Annotated in this window: 18 protein-coding genes and 1 pseudogene; 7 read left to right on the top strand and 12 right to left on the bottom strand. The window is 44.5% G+C overall.

The window, feature by feature from the left end:
• Positions 1-7: 7 nt before the first annotated feature.
• Entirely contained in the window at positions 8-5,680 is a 5,673-nt protein-coding gene (locus ACM0OZ_RS22720) for a PAS domain S-box protein (protein ID WP_414585081.1), read from the bottom strand.
• A gap of 53 nt (positions 5,681-5,733) precedes the next feature.
• Complete coding sequence (locus tag ACM0OZ_RS22715) at positions 5,734-5,940, bottom strand: hypothetical protein (protein ID WP_414585080.1); 207 nt, start codon at positions 5,938-5,940, stop codon at positions 5,734-5,736.
• A 564-nt stretch (positions 5,941-6,504) separates the two neighbouring features.
• Here ACM0OZ_RS22715 and ACM0OZ_RS22710 point away from each other — a divergent pair.
• Positions 6,505-7,473 carry an orange carotenoid protein N-terminal domain-containing protein gene (locus tag ACM0OZ_RS22710; protein WP_414585079.1) on the top strand — a complete coding sequence of 323 codons (969 nt, stop codon included), beginning with the start codon at positions 6,505-6,507 and terminating at the stop codon, positions 7,471-7,473.
• 45 nt (positions 7,474-7,518) lie between these two features.
• Here ACM0OZ_RS22710 and ACM0OZ_RS22705 read toward each other — a convergent pair whose 3' ends face one another.
• From ACM0OZ_RS22705 to ACM0OZ_RS22695, 3 genes are read right to left on the bottom strand one after another with little or no spacing between them, the layout of a single operon-like run.
• Complete coding sequence (locus tag ACM0OZ_RS22705) at positions 7,519-7,917, bottom strand: type II toxin-antitoxin system death-on-curing family toxin (RefSeq protein WP_414585078.1); 399 nt, start codon at positions 7,915-7,917, stop codon at positions 7,519-7,521.
• Entirely contained in the window at positions 7,904-8,182 is a 279-nt protein-coding gene (locus tag ACM0OZ_RS22700; RefSeq protein WP_414585077.1) for a hypothetical protein, read from the bottom strand. Before ACM0OZ_RS22700 ends, ACM0OZ_RS22705 begins: the two co-directional genes overlap by 14 nt.
• Positions 8,121-8,309: a hypothetical protein gene (locus ACM0OZ_RS22695; protein ID WP_414585076.1), complete on the bottom strand. Its 189-nt coding sequence runs from the start codon at positions 8,307-8,309 to the stop codon at positions 8,121-8,123. The genes ACM0OZ_RS22700 and ACM0OZ_RS22695 overlap by 62 nt, the downstream gene beginning before the upstream one ends.
• 115 nt (positions 8,310-8,424) lie before the next feature.
• Here ACM0OZ_RS22695 and ACM0OZ_RS22690 point away from each other — a divergent pair, with 115 nt between their 5' ends.
• Positions 8,425-8,565: a DUF433 domain-containing protein gene (locus ACM0OZ_RS22690; protein ID WP_414585075.1), complete on the top strand. Its 141-nt coding sequence runs from the start codon at positions 8,425-8,427 to the stop codon at positions 8,563-8,565.
• Between the two features lie 144 nt (positions 8,566-8,709).
• Here the strand turns inward: ACM0OZ_RS22690 and ACM0OZ_RS22685 are convergent.
• Positions 8,710-8,895 (bottom strand): annotated as a pseudogene (locus ACM0OZ_RS22685) (LL-diaminopimelate aminotransferase); the annotation flags it as partial.
• Between the two features lie 203 nt (positions 8,896-9,098).
• On the opposite strand from ACM0OZ_RS22685, the gene ACM0OZ_RS22680 reads away from it, so the two are divergent.
• Complete coding sequence (locus ACM0OZ_RS22680; RefSeq protein ID WP_414585074.1) at positions 9,099-9,323, top strand: hypothetical protein; 225 nt, start codon at positions 9,099-9,101, stop codon at positions 9,321-9,323.
• A 28-nt stretch (positions 9,324-9,351) separates the two neighbouring features.
• Here ACM0OZ_RS22680 and ACM0OZ_RS22675 read toward each other — a convergent pair whose 3' ends face one another.
• The 3 genes from ACM0OZ_RS22675 to mtnC all read right to left on the bottom strand — a co-directional run bounded on the left by ACM0OZ_RS22675 (position 9,352) and on the right by mtnC (position 11,840).
• The gene (locus ACM0OZ_RS22675; protein WP_414585073.1) at positions 9,352-9,555 is read right to left on the bottom strand and encodes a DUF6887 family protein; all 204 of its coding nucleotides are present in this window, start codon (positions 9,553-9,555) and stop codon (positions 9,352-9,354) included.
• Between the two features lie 140 nt (positions 9,556-9,695).
• Positions 9,696-10,931: an LL-diaminopimelate aminotransferase gene (locus ACM0OZ_RS22670; protein WP_414585072.1), complete on the bottom strand. Its 1,236-nt coding sequence runs from the start codon at positions 10,929-10,931 to the stop codon at positions 9,696-9,698.
• Between the two features lie 180 nt (positions 10,932-11,111).
• Positions 11,112-11,840: an acireductone synthase gene (gene mtnC / locus ACM0OZ_RS22665; protein WP_414585071.1), complete on the bottom strand. Its 729-nt coding sequence runs from the start codon at positions 11,838-11,840 to the stop codon at positions 11,112-11,114.
• A 119-nt stretch (positions 11,841-11,959) separates the two neighbouring features.
• On the opposite strand from mtnC, the gene ACM0OZ_RS22660 reads away from it, so the two are divergent.
• The 3 genes from ACM0OZ_RS22660 to ACM0OZ_RS22650 all read left to right on the top strand — a co-directional run bounded on the left by ACM0OZ_RS22660 (position 11,960) and on the right by ACM0OZ_RS22650 (position 13,206).
• Entirely contained in the window at positions 11,960-12,355 is a 396-nt protein-coding gene (locus tag ACM0OZ_RS22660) for a helix-turn-helix domain-containing protein (protein ID WP_414585070.1), read from the top strand.
• Positions 12,333-12,815: an RNA-guided endonuclease InsQ/TnpB family protein gene (locus tag ACM0OZ_RS22655; protein WP_414585069.1), complete on the top strand. Its 483-nt coding sequence runs from the start codon at positions 12,333-12,335 to the stop codon at positions 12,813-12,815. Before ACM0OZ_RS22660 ends, ACM0OZ_RS22655 begins: the two co-directional genes overlap by 23 nt.
• A gap of 103 nt (positions 12,816-12,918) precedes the next feature.
• Positions 12,919-13,206: a zinc ribbon domain-containing protein gene (locus ACM0OZ_RS22650; protein ID WP_414585068.1), complete on the top strand. Its 288-nt coding sequence runs from the start codon at positions 12,919-12,921 to the stop codon at positions 13,204-13,206.
• 124 nt (positions 13,207-13,330) lie between these two features.
• On the opposite strand, the gene ACM0OZ_RS22645 is transcribed toward ACM0OZ_RS22650, so the two are convergent.
• Together ACM0OZ_RS22645 and ttcA are read right to left on the bottom strand one after the other, a co-directional pair.
• Positions 13,331-13,849, bottom strand: coding sequence for a pentapeptide repeat-containing protein (locus tag ACM0OZ_RS22645; protein ID WP_414585067.1), 519 nt, complete (start codon positions 13,847-13,849; stop codon positions 13,331-13,333).
• 34 nt (positions 13,850-13,883) lie between these two features.
• Positions 13,884-14,711 (bottom strand): tRNA 2-thiocytidine(32) synthetase TtcA, encoded by an 828-nt coding sequence (gene ttcA / locus ACM0OZ_RS22640; RefSeq protein WP_414585066.1) that lies wholly within the window; start codon positions 14,709-14,711, stop codon positions 13,884-13,886.
• Positions 14,712-14,802: 91 nt separating this feature from the next.
• On the opposite strand from ttcA, the gene ACM0OZ_RS22635 reads away from it, so the two are divergent.
• Complete coding sequence (locus ACM0OZ_RS22635; protein WP_414585065.1) at positions 14,803-15,555, top strand: CHAT domain-containing protein; 753 nt, start codon at positions 14,803-14,805, stop codon at positions 15,553-15,555.
• Between the two features lie 28 nt (positions 15,556-15,583).
• Here ACM0OZ_RS22635 and ACM0OZ_RS22630 read toward each other — a convergent pair whose 3' ends face one another.
• Positions 15,584-17,443 (bottom strand): trypsin-like peptidase domain-containing protein, encoded by a 1,860-nt coding sequence (locus ACM0OZ_RS22630; RefSeq protein ID WP_414585064.1) that lies wholly within the window; start codon positions 17,441-17,443, stop codon positions 15,584-15,586.
• Positions 17,444-17,449 lie beyond the last annotated feature (6 nt).

The raw sequence follows: 17,449 nt of genomic DNA, 5'->3' as shown, positions 1-17,449 counted from the left end.
CACTGATTTAGCCCCGCCCAATCGGATGAAGCAATTGGACAATAGTCTGCACTAACATTTCCGGTTCAACAGGCTTGGAGATATGCATCTGAAATCCAGCAGCTAAGGCTTGTTGCTGGTTTATTTCTCCCGCATAAGCAGTGAGGGCGATCGCCTTAATGCTTCCTCCCTGTCGGGCTGACCACTTTCTAATTTGCCGAATTAGGGAATAGCCATCCATTTCAGGCATACCAATGTCACACAGTAGCAAATCGGGAACAGACTGATTCAAGAGGGTTAATGCCTGTGCTGCTGAAGCGGCGGTTGTAACTTGTGCGCCAGATTGCGTCAGGATAAATGCTGCCAGATCCCGCATATCCGCATCATCATCCACAACCAATATCTGAATACCTGCTAGGTCTGTTACACTTTCTTTCAGGCTGTCATTAGAATAAGATAACTTCTGCTCAACGACGTTTAACGGTAGCCGGACGGTGAATGTTGCCCCTAAATTTTGTCCCGGACTATCTGCCTCAACGGTTCCTCCATGCAGTTCAGTGAAATGGCGGACGATCGCCAGCCCTAATCCCAACCCGCCGAATTTTCGTGTCGTTGTGCCATCTTCTTGCCGGAAGTATTCAAACACATAAGGCAAAAACTCTGGGCTGATGCCAATTCCTGTGTCTTTGACTTGAATCTGAGCATACGTGCCAACTTGCTCCAGTCGTACCTCGACTCGTCCTTTAGATGGTGTGAACTTCACGGCATTAGAAAGGAGGTTCCAGACAACCTGTTGTAGGCGGTTCGCATCGCCTGAAACAGTTCCTGAAATTGGATTGAGTGTGGTCTGAATTTGAATGTTCTTGGCTTCTGCTGCCAGTCGTACCGTTTCTAGTGCTGCTTCAATTGTTGCAGCTAGATTCACGATCGCAACGTTTAACGTCATTTTTCCTTGGAGGATGCGCGACACATCCAACAAATCCTCAATCAGTTGCGCTTGCAGCTTGGCGTTGCGCTCGATTGTTTCTAAGGCTTGGTCAACTTTTGTGGAGTCTAGCCGCTTACTTCTCAGTATTTTTGTCCAGCCCAGAATCGGATTGAGGGGCGATCGCAATTCGTGGGATAGCACCGCCAAAAATTCGTCTTTAACTCGGTTAGCGGCTTCTGCTTTGGCACGAGCGCGTTGAGCGACCCGGTAGAATTGAGCATTATCAATCGCTAAGGAAGCACGGTGAGCCAGTTCCTCTGCAAGTTGCAAATCGATTGAATCGTATTGTAGTCCAGACTCGGCTGAAACAAAGGAAATGACACCTAGAATTCGCGTTTGGGTTCGTAGTGGCACTGTCATCACAGATTTGAACCCAACCTGGCGCAAAATTTCTAAATGTTCTGGATCACGGGCTGCTTGTACGAGTAACTCGTCTGGAATATCAGCTAACAAATCTGATTGCCCAGTTCGCAATGTCAATGCAGCACCGCGAGGATCATCCGGGTTCAGAGGATATTTATCTCTGATTTGGTGCGCCCATTGGAGTTTGCCTGGATCGGTGTGAGCTACGGCAATCTGCTCGATTGAACCATCTTCTTCAACCATATGCACTGTACACCAATCTGCCAACTCAGGTACTGCAAGCTGTGCCACTCGCTCCAAGGTGGTTTGGTAATCGAGCGAAGAGGCAAGGACTGCACTCGCCTCCGAAAGAAAGCGTTGGGCACGCTCTAACCGTAGTTGCTCTGTCACGTCTATGACATACACTAAAACGTCTTCTACCTGACCATTTTGGTTGGTTGTCGGAAGATAGTAAACGTTGTAGTAACCGGGGGTGCGATCGCTGCGTCCGGGAACGTTGACAGCAAAGCTAGGTGAGATAAAGGGATTGCCTGTGGCGTAAATTTGATGAAATACTTCAACTATCTGCGGATCGGATTGACCAAAGAGTTCGGCAATTGAATGTCCTAAGTGTTGCTCTCGAGTTAATCCGTTGATTTGGGCTAATGCTTCATTAATGGCGAGAAATCGCTGCTCTGTATCTAACAGCGCAATTCCAACCGGAGAGGTTTCAAAAATAGTTGCCAGTTGGCGCTGTGCGGCTTCGACTTGAGTACGGGCAATTCGTTCTCGCTCTAGCAACTGTTCCCGTTCTTGTTCAACTTGCTTGCGCTCTGTGATGTCAATGACAGCACCAATCGAGTGTTTAGGATTTTCTCCAGAATCGTAAGTAAATTTTCCTCTTGCTTCTACCCAATGAATCGAGCCATCCGACCAACGCAGGCGATATTCGTGGTGATACTCCTTCAAGCCTTGCATGGCTTGCTGAAGTTTTGCCTCAGTTTGAGCTAACTCATCTGGATGAACCCGGCTTGCCCAAACTTCATAAGTGGGTTTGCACTCATTCGGTTGCAGACCTAGCACGGTGAAGTGTCCTTCCGACCAAAGCAGTGCGCCAGTTTGCATATCCCAATCCCACGTTCCCATACGTCCGATTTTCACTGCCAGTTGCAGATGAGCCTCACTCTCGCGCAATTTCTCTTCTGCGCGCGATCGCTCCACGGCTAGCCAGGTTTTTTGAGCAATTCGCTCCATCAGCGCCACATCGTCTGCTGTCCAGTGACGAGGCGAAACATGGTGCAATACAAACAATGCTACAAATCGCCCTTCTTTCACTAAGGGAACACACAGGAGAGATTTTGTTTGAATTGCGTCAAAGGCAGCAACCCCAACTCCAGCAGTACGAGGATCAACATCAACATCATCCACAACGATTGTTTTGCCCTGCTTCAACTGGGCAATAATTTCAGAACCAAAGGAATCCATGTGGTGACTACCAGCCACGCTGATGACACCATTGCAAAAATCGCGATCGACAATGACGTATTCCTGCGTGGAATCAATTTCACCGTAGGTACAGCGAGTCACTTGGAAGTGTTGTCCTGTCGCACGAACAACCTGCCACATGATTTCTTTCGGGTCTTGAATGGCACGAATCGCGTCGTTTAATTCGATCAGGAATTGCTGTTGTCTCTCCTTGTCTTGAAGATTTTCGAGCAGTTGCTCAATTTGTTGCCTTGCCCGCACTTGTTCCGTGACTTCAATGTTATAAATCAAAACTCCTTGAATTGTTCCCTCAGCATCGCGCCAAGCCGGAAAGACGACGCAGTTGAAAAATGCCTCTTCCAACACACCATCGCCGTTCCGATCCCAGTAAGCCGGCAACTCATCTCGAACGAACGGTTCTCCCGTGCGGTAAACTTGCTTGACCACGTCAAAGTAAATTTGCCCCTCTAGCTCTGGGAAAACGTCGCGCATCGATTTACCGATAATGTCTGGAGTGCGCCCAGCCACTTGCAGATAGGTTGGATTGGCAAATTCATACACAAGATCCGGACCTGTCACAATTCCAATCATGGCAGGCAACTGCATCAGGATATCATGCAACCGCTTGCGTTCAGTTTCTGCTGATCGACGGGCAGCCTGTTCTCGTTCTAAAAGGCGATCGCGCTGTGCTTCAATTTGTTTGCGCTCTGTAATATCGACCGAAACGCCAATCATGCGAACTCCCTGTCCAGTCGCATCGAGATAAACTCGTCCCACGCTGTTGAGCCAGCGCACAACGCCGTCTGGAGCGATCACCCGATACTCCTGCTTGTAGGACGGTTCTCCTGTAATTGCCCGTTGAACCGCTTGTATCACCCGGTGTCGATCATCTGGATGAATGATTGCAAAAAAGTCTTCTCCTGTGCCTTCTTGAACACCCCAAACTTCTAGCGCATTCGGAGAACACACCACGCGATTGGTTTTCAAATCCATGTCCCATCCCACCATCTGCGCTGCTGCTAGTGCCAACCGCAAGCGCTCTTCACTCTCTCGTAATGCCTGCTCAACCTGTTTATAATCAGTAACATCCCGAGCAATACTCAGTACCGTTTCAACAGAACCATCACTTGCAAATTCAGGGACGATACGCGCCTGATACCATCGAAGACCTTTTGGAGTCGGAAAACTAAATTCAATAATCTGTTCCTGACCTGTTGCAAAAACCTGCCGCAAACAGTCATTCCAAATGCTGTTGATGTCTTCTGGCATTCCTAGCTCGGCATTGGTCTTACCAATAAATTGCTCTGATGGAATACCCGTCGCCAGTTCTACACAAGGACTGACATAGAGATGGCGAAACTCTCTATCAATTCGGCTAATAATATCTGGGGCATTTTCCGCCACCATTTTAAACTGTTGCTCTCGCTGTCGCAGTTCTGATTCTAATCGTTTGCGCTCTGTCAGGTCAATTAAAAATCCTATTCCTAAATCGTCTGCTCCTCCCAGGTAGGCAGTTCCAATCAAGACGGGGACACGAGTGCCGTCTTTACGAATGTATTCTTTTTCAAACGGCGCATGGCTACCGACTTGCTTCATCTGTGCCATTGCTTGCTCGTCTAAGTGCCGAAATTCCGGTGGGGTAATTTCAAGGAAGTTTACAGCTCCAGATAAAACTTCTTGGCGCGTGTAACCCAAAGCAGCTAGCCAAGCGTCGTTGACTTCTAAAATATTGCCTTGAAAATCGCCAATAATTATGCCTATGAGATTCGCATCAACTAAACCTCGTAGCCGAGATTCACTTTCACGTAACGCTTGCTCTACAAGTTTGGGCTCAGTGACATCCTGAAAAACGACAACAGCTGCAACAATCTGCCCCCGGTTATCTAAAATTGGTGCTGAGTTCACGTTGATGAAAATGCGGCTACCGTCTTCTCGGTGTAGCTCCATTTCTTCATTAGAAACCACTTCACCTGTTTGAAGGGATTGGCGAAGCCACTGCCCCTTGGGCAATCGCGCCAAGGGCATGTCTTCATGAATATAGTGCTGACCATCAGAACGAAGTGGAATGTATGAAACGATGGGATCGTACTCGTTCAGTTCCAGCAATTGTTCATAGCCGTACCCAACAATCTCTTTGGCTTGTTCATTCGCGAGAACCAGCTTGCCAGATGCAGCATCCGCAATCAACACACCAGCAGGCATTTGTCGCAAAACCGCTTCAAACCGAGTACGTTCGGTCTCAAGCTCTTGCAGCAACCGCTCCCGCTCTGCCTCAGCCTGCTTGCGCTCTGTAACATCACGAAAATAAACCGCCACCCCCTCAGCAGACGGGTAGGCATTCACTTCTAACCAACGCTCGATTGGTTGTCCAAGCTCTTCCCATGAAACAGGGACTTGTTCTGCCACTGCCCGATGCAGTTCATGGTATGCTATGCTACCGACCTCATTAGGAAACACCTCGTTCCAAACGTGCTTTCCAATCAGTTCTTCTGGCCTTTTGTGCAGAATTTCAGCCGCCGCTTGATTCACGTAGGTGTAGTGCCAATTGCGATCAAAGGCAACAAAGGCATCCGTAATGCTTTCAAGGATCGTTGCCACCTTGCGCTCAGTTTCTTGAGCAGCGATAAGTTGAGTGTGCTGTTGCTCAATGATGCATTCTTGTGGCAAAGCGTTTTGAGCATTTGCCCCCGGAACATTGGCATCAAGATGTTGTTCATTTTCTAGACTGCGGGCAAAGTGTTCAATCACTTCAGAACGAGAAATTCCTCGCTTCTGAGCTGCCTTATCGAGCGATCGCCACGCTGTACTGGTAAGAGATAGGCTTACTCGTCGTTTCGTTTCTGAGTCCCAATTGTTCACAAACTTACCAGTGGCATCGCGCTTCATGAATATTTATCCGTATGCATACACGGTTTTTTCTATTCAATATGAGTTAATCCCTAATGAGGATCTACCTTAAGACTGAGATTTTGGCTTAAGGGAAAGTTTGAGTAGATAAACCAGTCAGGACTTACGCAGAAAATGCCGGAAACAACAAATTCACGTAGGGGCAATTCATGAATTGCCCCTACAAAACGTTTATTTTGCCTAAGTCCTGCGATCGCTCGAATTAACTCCTCCGGTTCAAGCGCTTTGGCAATGTGCATTTGAAATTTGACCGAGAATCGGAGGGCGCAAGCCCGACGCATTGTCCCCTAAAAATTTGGCAGCCTTATAAAAACGAGTATCCGACTACGCCCACAAATCAACGTTCACATTGGCTGCCAAATTTTTTACGTGTTAGACCCCCGTACCCTAAATTCGATTTATGGGGATTTTCAGTCAGCGCTGGGTTGCCAGCAATCTTACTGTTATCTTTTAAAAAATTTTACAAAAGTTAAATAAACTGTTACATTAGTTTACAAAGCGGATGAAACCACAGGTCAGGAGTTTTCATGAGCACGCAGCCACGTCGTTCATGACTAAGGTGAGCGCCACCTCTGTAATCCAGATGTACTTGCACACCTACCTTCCAGATTGGCTTCATCCCGCTTGTAGAAAAACTCAATGTGCACGCAAATTACCATAGTTGGTTTTGTCTCGTTCTTGGCGCTCGCTGAGGTTTTGACTAGACATGGTTTGATGCGGGAGCCAGCTTGTTTAGTACTTGAAGCTCCTACGCTCTGATTTTAAAAGCAACAAGTTAATAAATAAACCAGGAGATTCTGACGATGTCCTTATCTATTGAGTCGGCGCAAAAGATTTTCTCTGGCACTCAAGTTCCTAGTCCAATTCCTGCCACAATAGCACTGTTCGATCAACTTAACGTTGACGATAAACTGGCATTACTCTGGTTTGCCTACACTGAACTAGGTCGTTCCATCACACCCGCAGCGCCTGGAGCTGCACGTCTGCAATTAGCAGAAGGACTGCTAAACCAAATCAAGCAGATGTCTAATGACGACCAAACGCAACTCATGAGGGATCTTGCTGGTTATGTTGACACTCCCATCAGCCGTTCCTATGCCAGCTTTAGTGTCAACACCAAGCTAGCTTTTTGGTTTGAGTTAGGAGAGTTGATGAAAAAGGGCATTGTTGCTCCTATCCCGCCTGGCTATCAAATGAGTGATGGCGTCAAATTCGTGCTAGAAGCCATCCAGAAACTCGATCCAGGTCAGCAAATCACGGTACTTCGTAACACTGTGGTAAACATGGGATTCGAGCCTGAGGTTAATTCCAGTGGGTACTCAAAAGCAGCTAAAGAACCGATGTTTCCGCGTACCCAGCCAGCGCCTACTAAGCTCACTGTTGAGGGCATCACAGAGCCTGCTGTATTGAGCTACTTTGAGGCTCTCAACGCAGACAATTTTGACGCTGCTATTGCTTTATTTACTCCTGATGGTGCCGTGCAACCGCCATTCCAGAAGCCGATTATTGGTCGTGAGTCAATCATTGCCTATATGCGTGCAGAAGCACAGGGACTCAATATTATGCCGGAGCAGGGTATAAGCGAGGCTCTACCAGATGGCTCTAAGCAGCTGAAAATCACAGGCAAAGTCCAAACTCCTTGGTTCGGTGTCCAAGTTGGTATGAACATTGCGTGGCGATTCCTACTCAATCCCGAAGGCAAAATTTTCTTCGTGGCAATTGATATGCTGGCATCTCCTCAAGAACTGCTGAACCTGCGTCCTACTAAGTAGAGCGATTGGGCAAAGCGATGTCCTGAAGGGGCATCGCCTTCTCCATTAGCAATTGCAAAGGGCGATCGCCTTCTCCAAACAACCCGCCAAATCTGACTTGCTCATTTGACCTTCGGCAACCTGCATCACCAGGTCATAAGCTTGCTCATTCGTCAGATTGAGGGAATAGCCATTCAACCGCAAAAATGTATCCATCACTGCAAACGCCGTGCGTTTGTTACCGTCGATAAACGGATGGTTCATTGCTAGGTGATAAAGGTAGGCTGCTGCTTGCTCATGAATAGTGGGATGCAGCAGCTCACCTGCGAATGTAGCCTGGGGTTGAGCAAGAGCAGATTCCAGCAAACCCTCATCTCGGATGCCTAGAGTCCCTCCAAACTTCTCAATTTGTCTGGCATAAATCTTCAGAACTGTAGTTTTGTTGAGAAAGTCAGGAGTTGGCAAGACGACGGTAAACCTCCTCTCTCTCCCGTTCTGAGTCCAGGTATGCCTGCCATACCCGGTTTTCTGAGTTGGATTGCTGCTCCGCTTTTAAAGAACGCACAAACTCCAATACTCTATGCAAAGTAGACTCTGGGACTTGATCAAGTTCTTGGAGGAGTTGTTCTTTGATTGTCATCATCCTAAAGTTAAAAACACAGCTTTTTTTATTTTGCAACTTCGGTGGCGATCGCGCTATCACTCCATCCAAGTAGTCTAAACCTGCCATATGTCCAAACATAGAAGTGTATAGCAACGGGCGATCGCTTTAGAAGGTCACTTATGCGTTTGCGGTTAGCCATGTTGAGATTGTAGGTGACTTTATGCAAAGCTTGCTGGATGGTGTGACCATTCACTCAAACATCCTGACAGCGTCGCTGCTTGAGGTACTTTATGCTTGGGAAGTTAGGCGTGCAGTTATGAGTGATAAAGCGTCACAATAAAGACTGATAATAAATTAAAGATTTAATCATGGTTCAGGCTACAGAGCATATCTATATTGTTAGGGATGATGCCATATTGGGTGGTGAACTTATTATTCGCGAAACACGCACACCCGTGAGAGCTATTGTGGAAACAGAGTTGTTTTACCAACACCACCTTTATTGTTAAAAACAGAAATTAATTTCATATAATCTTCTCCTTGTCCTAATAAATCTAGTCAGATAGGGTGGACAATGCCCACCGGAACCTCTGAGAGTTGTATATCGAGTTTAACGCAGGTGTAGAAATTGATACTGTAAAACTACCGCCCGACAGCTTAAACTTCTCCGTAATCCGCTGCATCGCCTCCTCGACATTCTCCCTACTATTAAAAGCCGAAATACGGAAGTAGTCTTCACCCGCTGCACCAAAACCTGAACCGGGCGTACCTACGACATTCATGGTGTGCAGCAACTTATCGAAAAAATCCGAACTGGACAAATCATAGGGCGTTTTCAGGGGAACTGAAAACCCATGTCTGGGGAGAGCGATCGCCCGGAGCGCAATGCTAAACGCGATCGCTATTTCTCAAACAGCAATAATTATGGTAGTAATTACTCTCACTAAATAGTATAAAATTTTGTTTTTTGTGCGGTTGGTGCGAAAAGCTATAGGAATGACTTAATAAGTATATTAAGTCAATTATTCTACCTGTATAAAATATGAGAAAACGCGACCAGATTAAGGAATTCGTACTAACTCATGTTGGCGCAAACTCTCCACCTAACCGTAGACGCAAGAGAAGAAAGGTTGCTCGATACGTTGCCTACAAAGTATTGGGGCTAGAGACAGAACAAGGGCGGCTAAATGACTCGTATAAATCTCTAGAAACAAATTACGAGACGGATTGTATTTATTGGGAAATAATGCGACAAATGTCAAAATAATTCAGTTCTACTTAACCCCGATATTCGGCTAACCATTATCACTCATCTGCTGACGAATTGCAGCTTGGATTTTGGCATCAAAATCGGGATCGTTCACATTTGTGATGACTGAATTGGAGCGCTGATGGCGACGATCCAAGTAAGCTTTCAATGCAGCTTCGCCGCCCCGATGTTCAAGCATATATTGCTTCAAATGCTGGTCAGACATTGCAGTATAGTCAATCTGACTCATTAAAACACCTCCCCATTAGGAGTCACTTCAAATTCGATGTCTTGATTGTCTAACAATGAAACCGCCGACTGCGGTTTAACCCTCTTGTTATGAGTATTATCCCGCAGACAGCAGCCTATCAATTTTCAAGAAGTGACGCCCTACACCTTAAACTTTTCCGTAATCCGCTGCATCGCCTCCTCCACATTCTCCCGACTATTGAAAGCCGAAATACGGAAGTAGCCTTCGCCAGCTGCACCAAAACCTGAACCAGGCGTGCCTACAACATTGCAGGTGTGCAGCAACTTATCGAAGAAATCCCAACTGGACAGAGCATGGGGTGTTTTCACCCAAACATAAGGTGCATTCTCACCGCCAAAAACTCCTAATCCCGCATCTGTCAGTTTCTTGCAAATAATTTTCGCGTTTTCAAGGTAAAAGTTGACTAATTCCTTAATTTGTGATCGTCCTTCTTCAGAGTAAACCGCTTCGGCACCGCGTTGCACGATGTAAGACACGCCATTGAATTTGGTGGACTGGCGGCGGTTCCACAGCTTCCACAGTTCCACATCAGAACCATCAGCTGCTTTTGCTGTGAGGTTCTTCGGTACTACGGTGAACGCACAACGGGTGCCGGTAAACCCTGCATTCTTAGAGAAAGAGCGAAATTCAATCGCACAGTCCCTTGCTCCTTCTATTTCGTAGATGGAGTGGGGAATTTCTGGATCGGTGATGTAGGCTTCGTAAGCGGCATCAAAGAAAATGATAGAGCCATTTGCTCTGGCATAATCTACCCACGCCTTCAGGTGTTCTTTGGAGGCGACGGCTCCTGTGGGGTTATTGGGGAAGCACAGGTAAATTAAATCGACTTTTTGAGAAGGAATTTCGGCAGTGAAGTTGTTTTCAGCCGTAATTGGCAGATACACTAAGCCCTCGAACTCGCCCTTATCGTTGGCGTCTCCTGTATTTCCCGCCATTACATTAGTATCTACGTATACAGGATATACAGGGTCTGTGACGGCGATGATGTTGTCCTTGCCGAAGATGTCGAGAATATTGCCCGTGTCGCATTTGGAACCGTCGGAGATGAAGATTTCAGATGCATCAACCTCGCACCCCCGCGCTTGGAAATCTTGAGCGGCAATTTTCTCCCGCAACCAAGCATAACCTTGCTCTGGACCATAACCCTGAAAGGTAGCGCGATCGCCCATTTCTTCAACTGCCTTAATCATAGCTGTGCGGCAAGCTTCCGGCAGTGGTTCTGTAACGTCACCAATCCCAAGCTTGATGATCTTAGCGTTACTGTTAGCTTGTGCGAAGGCATTCACCCGTCGCGCAATTTCGGGAAATAAATATCCTGCTTTTAGCTTGAGGTAGTTGTCGTTAATCGTTGCCATAGTCGTTTGTTACAAATGCGATAAATAAACAGCTTACTGCAATTGCTATGTGTAATTTGATGAATAACGTATTGAATATAGCTAGCAATTAAGTATCTTGCAATCCATTGCATCGATACAGCTCATGCATAGCATCGATACATTTGTAAAGACAATCTTGAAATAGCAGTACAAACCGACTCAAACGCTATCAAAATTCTGAATCGCCACAAATTCTTCGGACTCCGACGAGTGATTTCCTGGTCGTATGGAAAAGAGCGTTTGCATTCCAGCCACTTGAGCAGCTTTCAACTCAGCTGTTACGTCTGAGATAAAGAGAATCTTTTCTGGCACTACTCCTATAGCATCGGCTATTTTGTGATAGCTCTGAGCCTCCCTTTTAGAACCAGTTTGGGTGTCAAAGTAACCACTGATAAAACCAGTCAAGTCTCCTACTTCACTGTATCGAAACAGGAGCTTTTGCGCCTGAACACTGCCAGATGAGAAGATAAATAGCCGCTTAAGCGCCTTTGTCCAGCGTTCAAACGCGGGTTTTACGTCTGCAAAAATCTGCGATCGCAATGTACCATCCCGATACCCTTGCTCCCAAATCTTGCCCTGCAACGATTTTAACCCTGTTGATTTGCGGTCAATAGCAATCAAATGGTGTATGTACGCAACAACAGCGGTTGCCTCAGTTCCTTGCCAATCAGGAACTGATAACCCCTGTACCAAATCAGTTTCGTACTCTTGCCTTAACCATTGCAAATCGGTTTGTACCTCTACTTCCTGCTGATGAGTTGTGAGAAAATCGGCTACATAGTCACGGGCAAACGGAAATAACACGCCAAAGACATAGTCAACTGGGGTAGTTGTGCCTTCAATATCCACGAGGATAACGTCTGCTGTATCGGAATAGTGTGCAGTCATGACCGGAAATAATGGGATACAAGCCCCGCCCTTTAACGATAGTGGAGGGCGGCTTTTTCTTTGTTCTAAAAATTATGAATAAATGCAGCAGCGTTTGTTCATTATGTTATAGTAACTCCATGAGTATAACAGTAAACTACGAGTACAAACTTAAACCAACAGCGCAACAAGTTAAGACTTTCGAGGCATGGTTAACCGTGTGCAAGAAGGTCTACAACTTTGCTTTGCGAGAACGTAAGGATTGGGTCAATTCTCGCAAGTCTGCTGTTAATGCTTGTAGTCTAGTTTCCGAATATATACTTCCAGCGGATGCACCGCGACCAACCTATTACAGTCAATGTAAATCTTTAACGGCAGCAAAGAAAAATATCGAGGAACTCACAGAGCCACATATTCACGTTTTGCAGCAGACTTTAAGACAATTAGAAGCTGCTTTCGTATCAATGTGGGAACGTGGACATGGCTTTCCTAGATTCAAAAAGAAAATGCGCTATGATTGTCTATCCAGATGTTAAACAGAGTGCTGTTGAATCAGGAAGAGTCAAGCTACCAAAGATTGGTTGGGTAAAGATGAAAATGTCTCGTCCACTGCCTGTTGGCGAAGCCTGCCGGAAGGGCTTAGGCTTTATCCTCAAGCAGATTAGGGTAGTCAAGAGAGCAAGTGGCTATTTTGTTATGCTCACTTATCAACTAGGTGTACAAGTACCTGATGTGCCATTCTCAGGACACCCGCTAGGAGTAGATATCGGACTAGACAAATACTTGGCGACTTCAGATGGGGAATTAGTTTCTAGACCACGATTTTTTAACGCACTTCACCGCGAGTTGAAATTACTGCAACGAAGACTAAAGCACAAGAAAAAAGGTTCTAGTAATTGGCTAAAACTCCAGAGGAAAATAGCTAGAGTTCATCAAAGAATTAATGATACCCGAAAAGATTGGCATTTCAAATTAGCGAGCACGTTTATGCGATAATTCCGGAGCAATATTTGTTGAAGACATCAACTTTAAAGCTTGGGCAAAAGGGCTATTTGGAAAGCACACACTTGATGCTGCCTACGGACAATTTTTCAATATTTTGTCTTATATCTGTTGGAAGCGCGATGTCTTTTTTCTTAAAGTCAATAAAGACTACACAAGTCAAATTTGTCCTAACTGCGGTACGCATACAGGCAAAAAAGACTTGAGTGAAAGAATTCATCGCTGCAATGTGTGTAACTACACCACCTATAGGGATGTCGCCGCAGCACAAGTAATTAGAAATCGTGGTGTCCTCGCTGTCGGACAGCCAGTGGGGTTGCAAATTGCTTCTGGAGGAGTTCTGTCGGGGGCTAGTAGCAATGCTAGTCTAGATAAGATCCCGTGAGAGAAGAATCCTCATGCATCGACGGCTGAGGAGTGTCAATAAATCAGTAAACAGTTACCAGTTAACAGTTACCAGTTAACAGTTAACAGTATCAACTGATAACTGATAATTGATAACTGACAATTCAGCGACATCCTAAGCTATCACGAGTTGAGACGCCTGTCACCGGATTGACTCCATCAGCACGTTCGCACATCAACTTCGCTTCGTAGGTATCAAGAATTGCACCAGAAAAATCTGCTCCTGTAATGACCGCTTTTAAGAAGCGACTGCTGGTGAGAATAGCATCGGTAAAATTGGTGTTCGTTAAATTGGCTTCAGCAAAAATGACGCGATCAGCAAATGTTCCCGCAAGATTTGCTCCGCTTAAGTTTGCTTTCACGAACGACGCTTTGGTGATAATAGTTCCACTGAGATTTGCTCCTTGAAAGTTTGCCTCCTGCATATTTGCACCTGCAAAGGACGTTCCGTGTAAATCTTTATTGGAAAAATCTTGATATCGTAAGTCGGCAAGCGTATAGTTGACAGTATTTTCCTGTGCCAGAACAGCAGGGGTATTTACGAGCAACCAGCCAAGAGTCAGCCAAAGGAGCAACAGGGCACCGCAAATAGAGTGTAACCAAGTTTTAACTTTCTGCATCATTGATAGTCTCCCAAATGCATCATCATTTCAGATACTACCCTTCGGCATAGCTTGATTGAGCGTCCTGCTTTGTACTTAAGCTGGCAAAATCGAATAACTGGGTATCCGCGAGATGAGATGGGCAAACATTCTGAAGGCTACTAAATAAACTCTCAATCCTACCAGGGTTTTCTTTTTCCCACGCTTGCAGCATTTGCTTGATTTGTGTTCGTTGTAAGTTTTCTTGAGAACCGCAAAGGTTGCATGGAATAATCGGAAATTGTCTGAGCTTGGCGTATTGCTCAATGTCATGCTCACAACAGTATGCTAGTGGTCGAATGACTACGTGTTGCCTGTCGTCACTCAAAAGCTTTGGTGGCATGGCTTTGAGTTTTCCCGCATGGAACATATTCAGAAACAAGGTTTCCACAATGTCATCCCGATGATGTCCTAGTGCAATTTTCGTAGCCCCTTCTTCGCTTGCGATACGGTAAAGAATAGCACGCCGCAAGCGTGAACATAAACCACACATCGTCTTTCCTTCCGGAATAACGCGTGTCACAATGCTGTAGGTATCTTCTTCTACTATCCTGTAAGGTACACCTAGAGATTCCAAATATTCTGGCAATACCTGTTCTGGAAAACCTGGTTGTTTCTGGTCTAAGTTTACCGCGAGAATCTCGAAGTTTACTGGGGCTCTGCGCTGGAGGTTGAGCAGCAAATCAAGCATTGTGTAAGAATCTTTACCACCTGATAGGCACACCATAACGCGATCGCCATCCGAAATCATGTTGTAATCACTGATAGCTTTTCCTACCAAACTACGCAGGTGTACCTCTAGCTTTTTCAAGGTTTTGGAAGTGAAAACCTCTGTTGCTTCCATCAAATACCCCCCTAATTTTAGGATACTGCTTCTAAAATCTAAAGTAATTTACAATAGCCACTCCTCTAATTAAAGTTATTCCCCAGTAGTTATGTCTCAATCAGATCCGTCTTCAACACACAATGTCTTCAACATTTCAGGTAGTCCAATTACAAACCTGACTGGCTCCGGTTCAATTCATTATAATGAGGCAATTCTGAGAACAGAGAACGAGAGTTCTCAAGCTCCCAGTGCACAATCAATCGATGAACTAAGTTCACGGACGACAGTGCTTTCAGTCAAAACCATCCTATTCCTAGCAGCCAATCCCAAAGGTTCGCCCCAACTTCGCTTGGATGAGGAGGTGCGAGAGATTGATGCTGGGTTACAGAGAGCTAAACGACACGAGCAATTTGTGCTGCAACAGAGATGGGCTGTGCGTACTAGAGATATCCAACGGGCGATGCTAGACTTCAAACCCCAAATTGTCCATTTCTCCGGACATGGGGAAGGCGAAGAAGGCTTGGTACTGGAGGATGAAACTGGAAAAGCAAAGTTTGTAGACGCAGATGCTCTAGCGGGATTGTTTGAATTATTCTCAAATAGGGTGGAATGCGTTGTTCTCAATGCCTGCTACTCAGAGGTTCAAGCAGAGGCGATCGCTCGCTATATCCCTTATGTGATTGGCATGAACAAAGCGATTGGAGATAAGGCTGCGATTGAATTTGCTGTAGGTTTCTATGATGCTTTGGGCGCTGGGGAATCTGTTGAGTTTGCTTATAAGTTTGCCTGTAGCAGCATCCGCATGGCAAGGATTCCAGAATATTTGATTCCGGTTTTGAAAAACAAGCCCTCATCTTTGTAAGAATTTGTAGACTATCGATGACAAATTCTTAAGTATCAAACTTGGGCAAGACTGGGATTGGACTGAGGCTATCACCCCATGCTAGGAGTCCTTGAGTAATGACTGAGGCAATAACTTCACTTTTTTCAGTAATGATTTTCCAGTCATCTGGGTTATGGAGAAACCCTAATCGCATTCTTAGGGAAGGTATTCTTAAATCACGACAAAAAGCAATCTTTCCTTTCTCTGTACCAAAATCTGATCTTGCTCCTTGATTAGGCAGTTCAGAAATCCTGTTTGAGAGTGATTGTAGTAGCAACTCTGCATGAAGACGACGCTCATCTTTATTCCCAATATAAAAGATAGTTGCTCCTCTTTCAGCTTTGGTTTCGCGCTCACTGATATAAATTTGCAGTGCTATATCTCCAACTTGATATTCATATTTTTTGTGTATTTCTTCAATAACTTTTTCTTCTTTTTCTAAATCTTCTGGAACTTCTATCACATCAAAAGTGTGTTTTTGCTCTTGATTTAATTGTTTCAATTCAGCAATAATTTTTTTGCAGAGCTGTTTAACTTGATTTCTGGCTTCTTCATTTGCATAGATATCAACATAATTAGCTACGAGAAAAATTCTACCTCGGACTATCGGACGGTTACTGAGAACAACATAGCGCTTTATAAATTCATTAAGTTCATTAGTGAATTCTGTTTCCGTCTTAGCTTGTGCTTGCAAATCCTTAATAATCTGATTAATTCTTACGCCTAAATTTCCGACAACACGATTTCTCTCATCATCAATCAAAGTTGCATGATGTAGACACACCAACTCCCAATTTTGCGTTAACACAGCACTTCCTGATGAACCTGGAAGTGTAGAGGTTTCATACTGTATAAAATTTTGATAGATTTTTTGAACTCTATTATTAAAAATTACAATTTCTTTTTGTCTACCTCTAGGATGTTGAATAATGATGGCAGGTTCACCTGCAATATCGTAAAGCTCTGATTTTTCCAGACTTTTTGGTGTTCTGGGTATATTGTAAGGTGGCGCAATTAGTCTGTGTTCTTCACACATTGATAGCCAGCCAAAGTTGTCACCTGCATCATTGAATGTCAAATTATACCTATTTTTTCTATCCTCATCGCTTAAAGGAGCAACTTTGACTAAAGTATAATCAAGTTTTTTATTAGTGATAAAGAATTGAGAATCGAGTTTATACTCTACTTGAGGAATTTCGCTACCAAGTGCATCTTGTTCATAAATAAATTGAGCAGTAAAATTCCTAACTATATCTCGGCTCGGCAATATGTGGTGATTCGTCAACAGATAGTTTTTACCCACTAAAAAGCCTGTACCCACTGGTAATTTACCTACTTTATCTTTGAGTTTATTAACAAAAGTTGTATTTTCTTTTAGTAATTTTATAAATATTTGTGGTTTTGTATTTTCAGAAATATTGTCATATTCAAACCAAAAATCACCGTCACCTTGTTGTATTGACAGAATATTATTAATTTCTTCTCTAGAATATAAACCGATACGTGTACCAAGTACAATAATTTTAATTATTTCATCAAGTCCTGATTCGGTAGTATAATCTCTTACTAATCTACATACAGCAGAGCTACATCTTAATCCTTTAGCTATCAAGGTTCTAAGAGCAGCGATTGGGAGAAAATTATCTGATTTACCAAATACTAATTGATTATTTTCAAATTGTGAAGACCGCGCTCGGACGATACTATCGAGTTCTACATAATCTATATATTCATCATCCTTTTCTATAGGTTCAACTTGTCCAACAAGCATATTATCCTGTACCATTTTCTTTAATTTTTCATTCCATACAATATACTTGGAAACTCCATTTCCAAGAAGTTTATGAAATATTTTATAATGAGTCATAAATTT

Origin of the sequence: Scytonema sp. PCC 10023 (assembly GCF_963920835.1) — a bacterium.
In the GTDB taxonomy this organism is placed as follows: domain Bacteria; phylum Cyanobacteriota; class Cyanobacteriia; order Cyanobacteriales; family Nostocaceae; genus Kalymmatonema.
The sequence above is the reverse complement of the archived record's forward strand: the minus strand, read 5'-3'. Positions and strand labels throughout refer to the sequence as shown.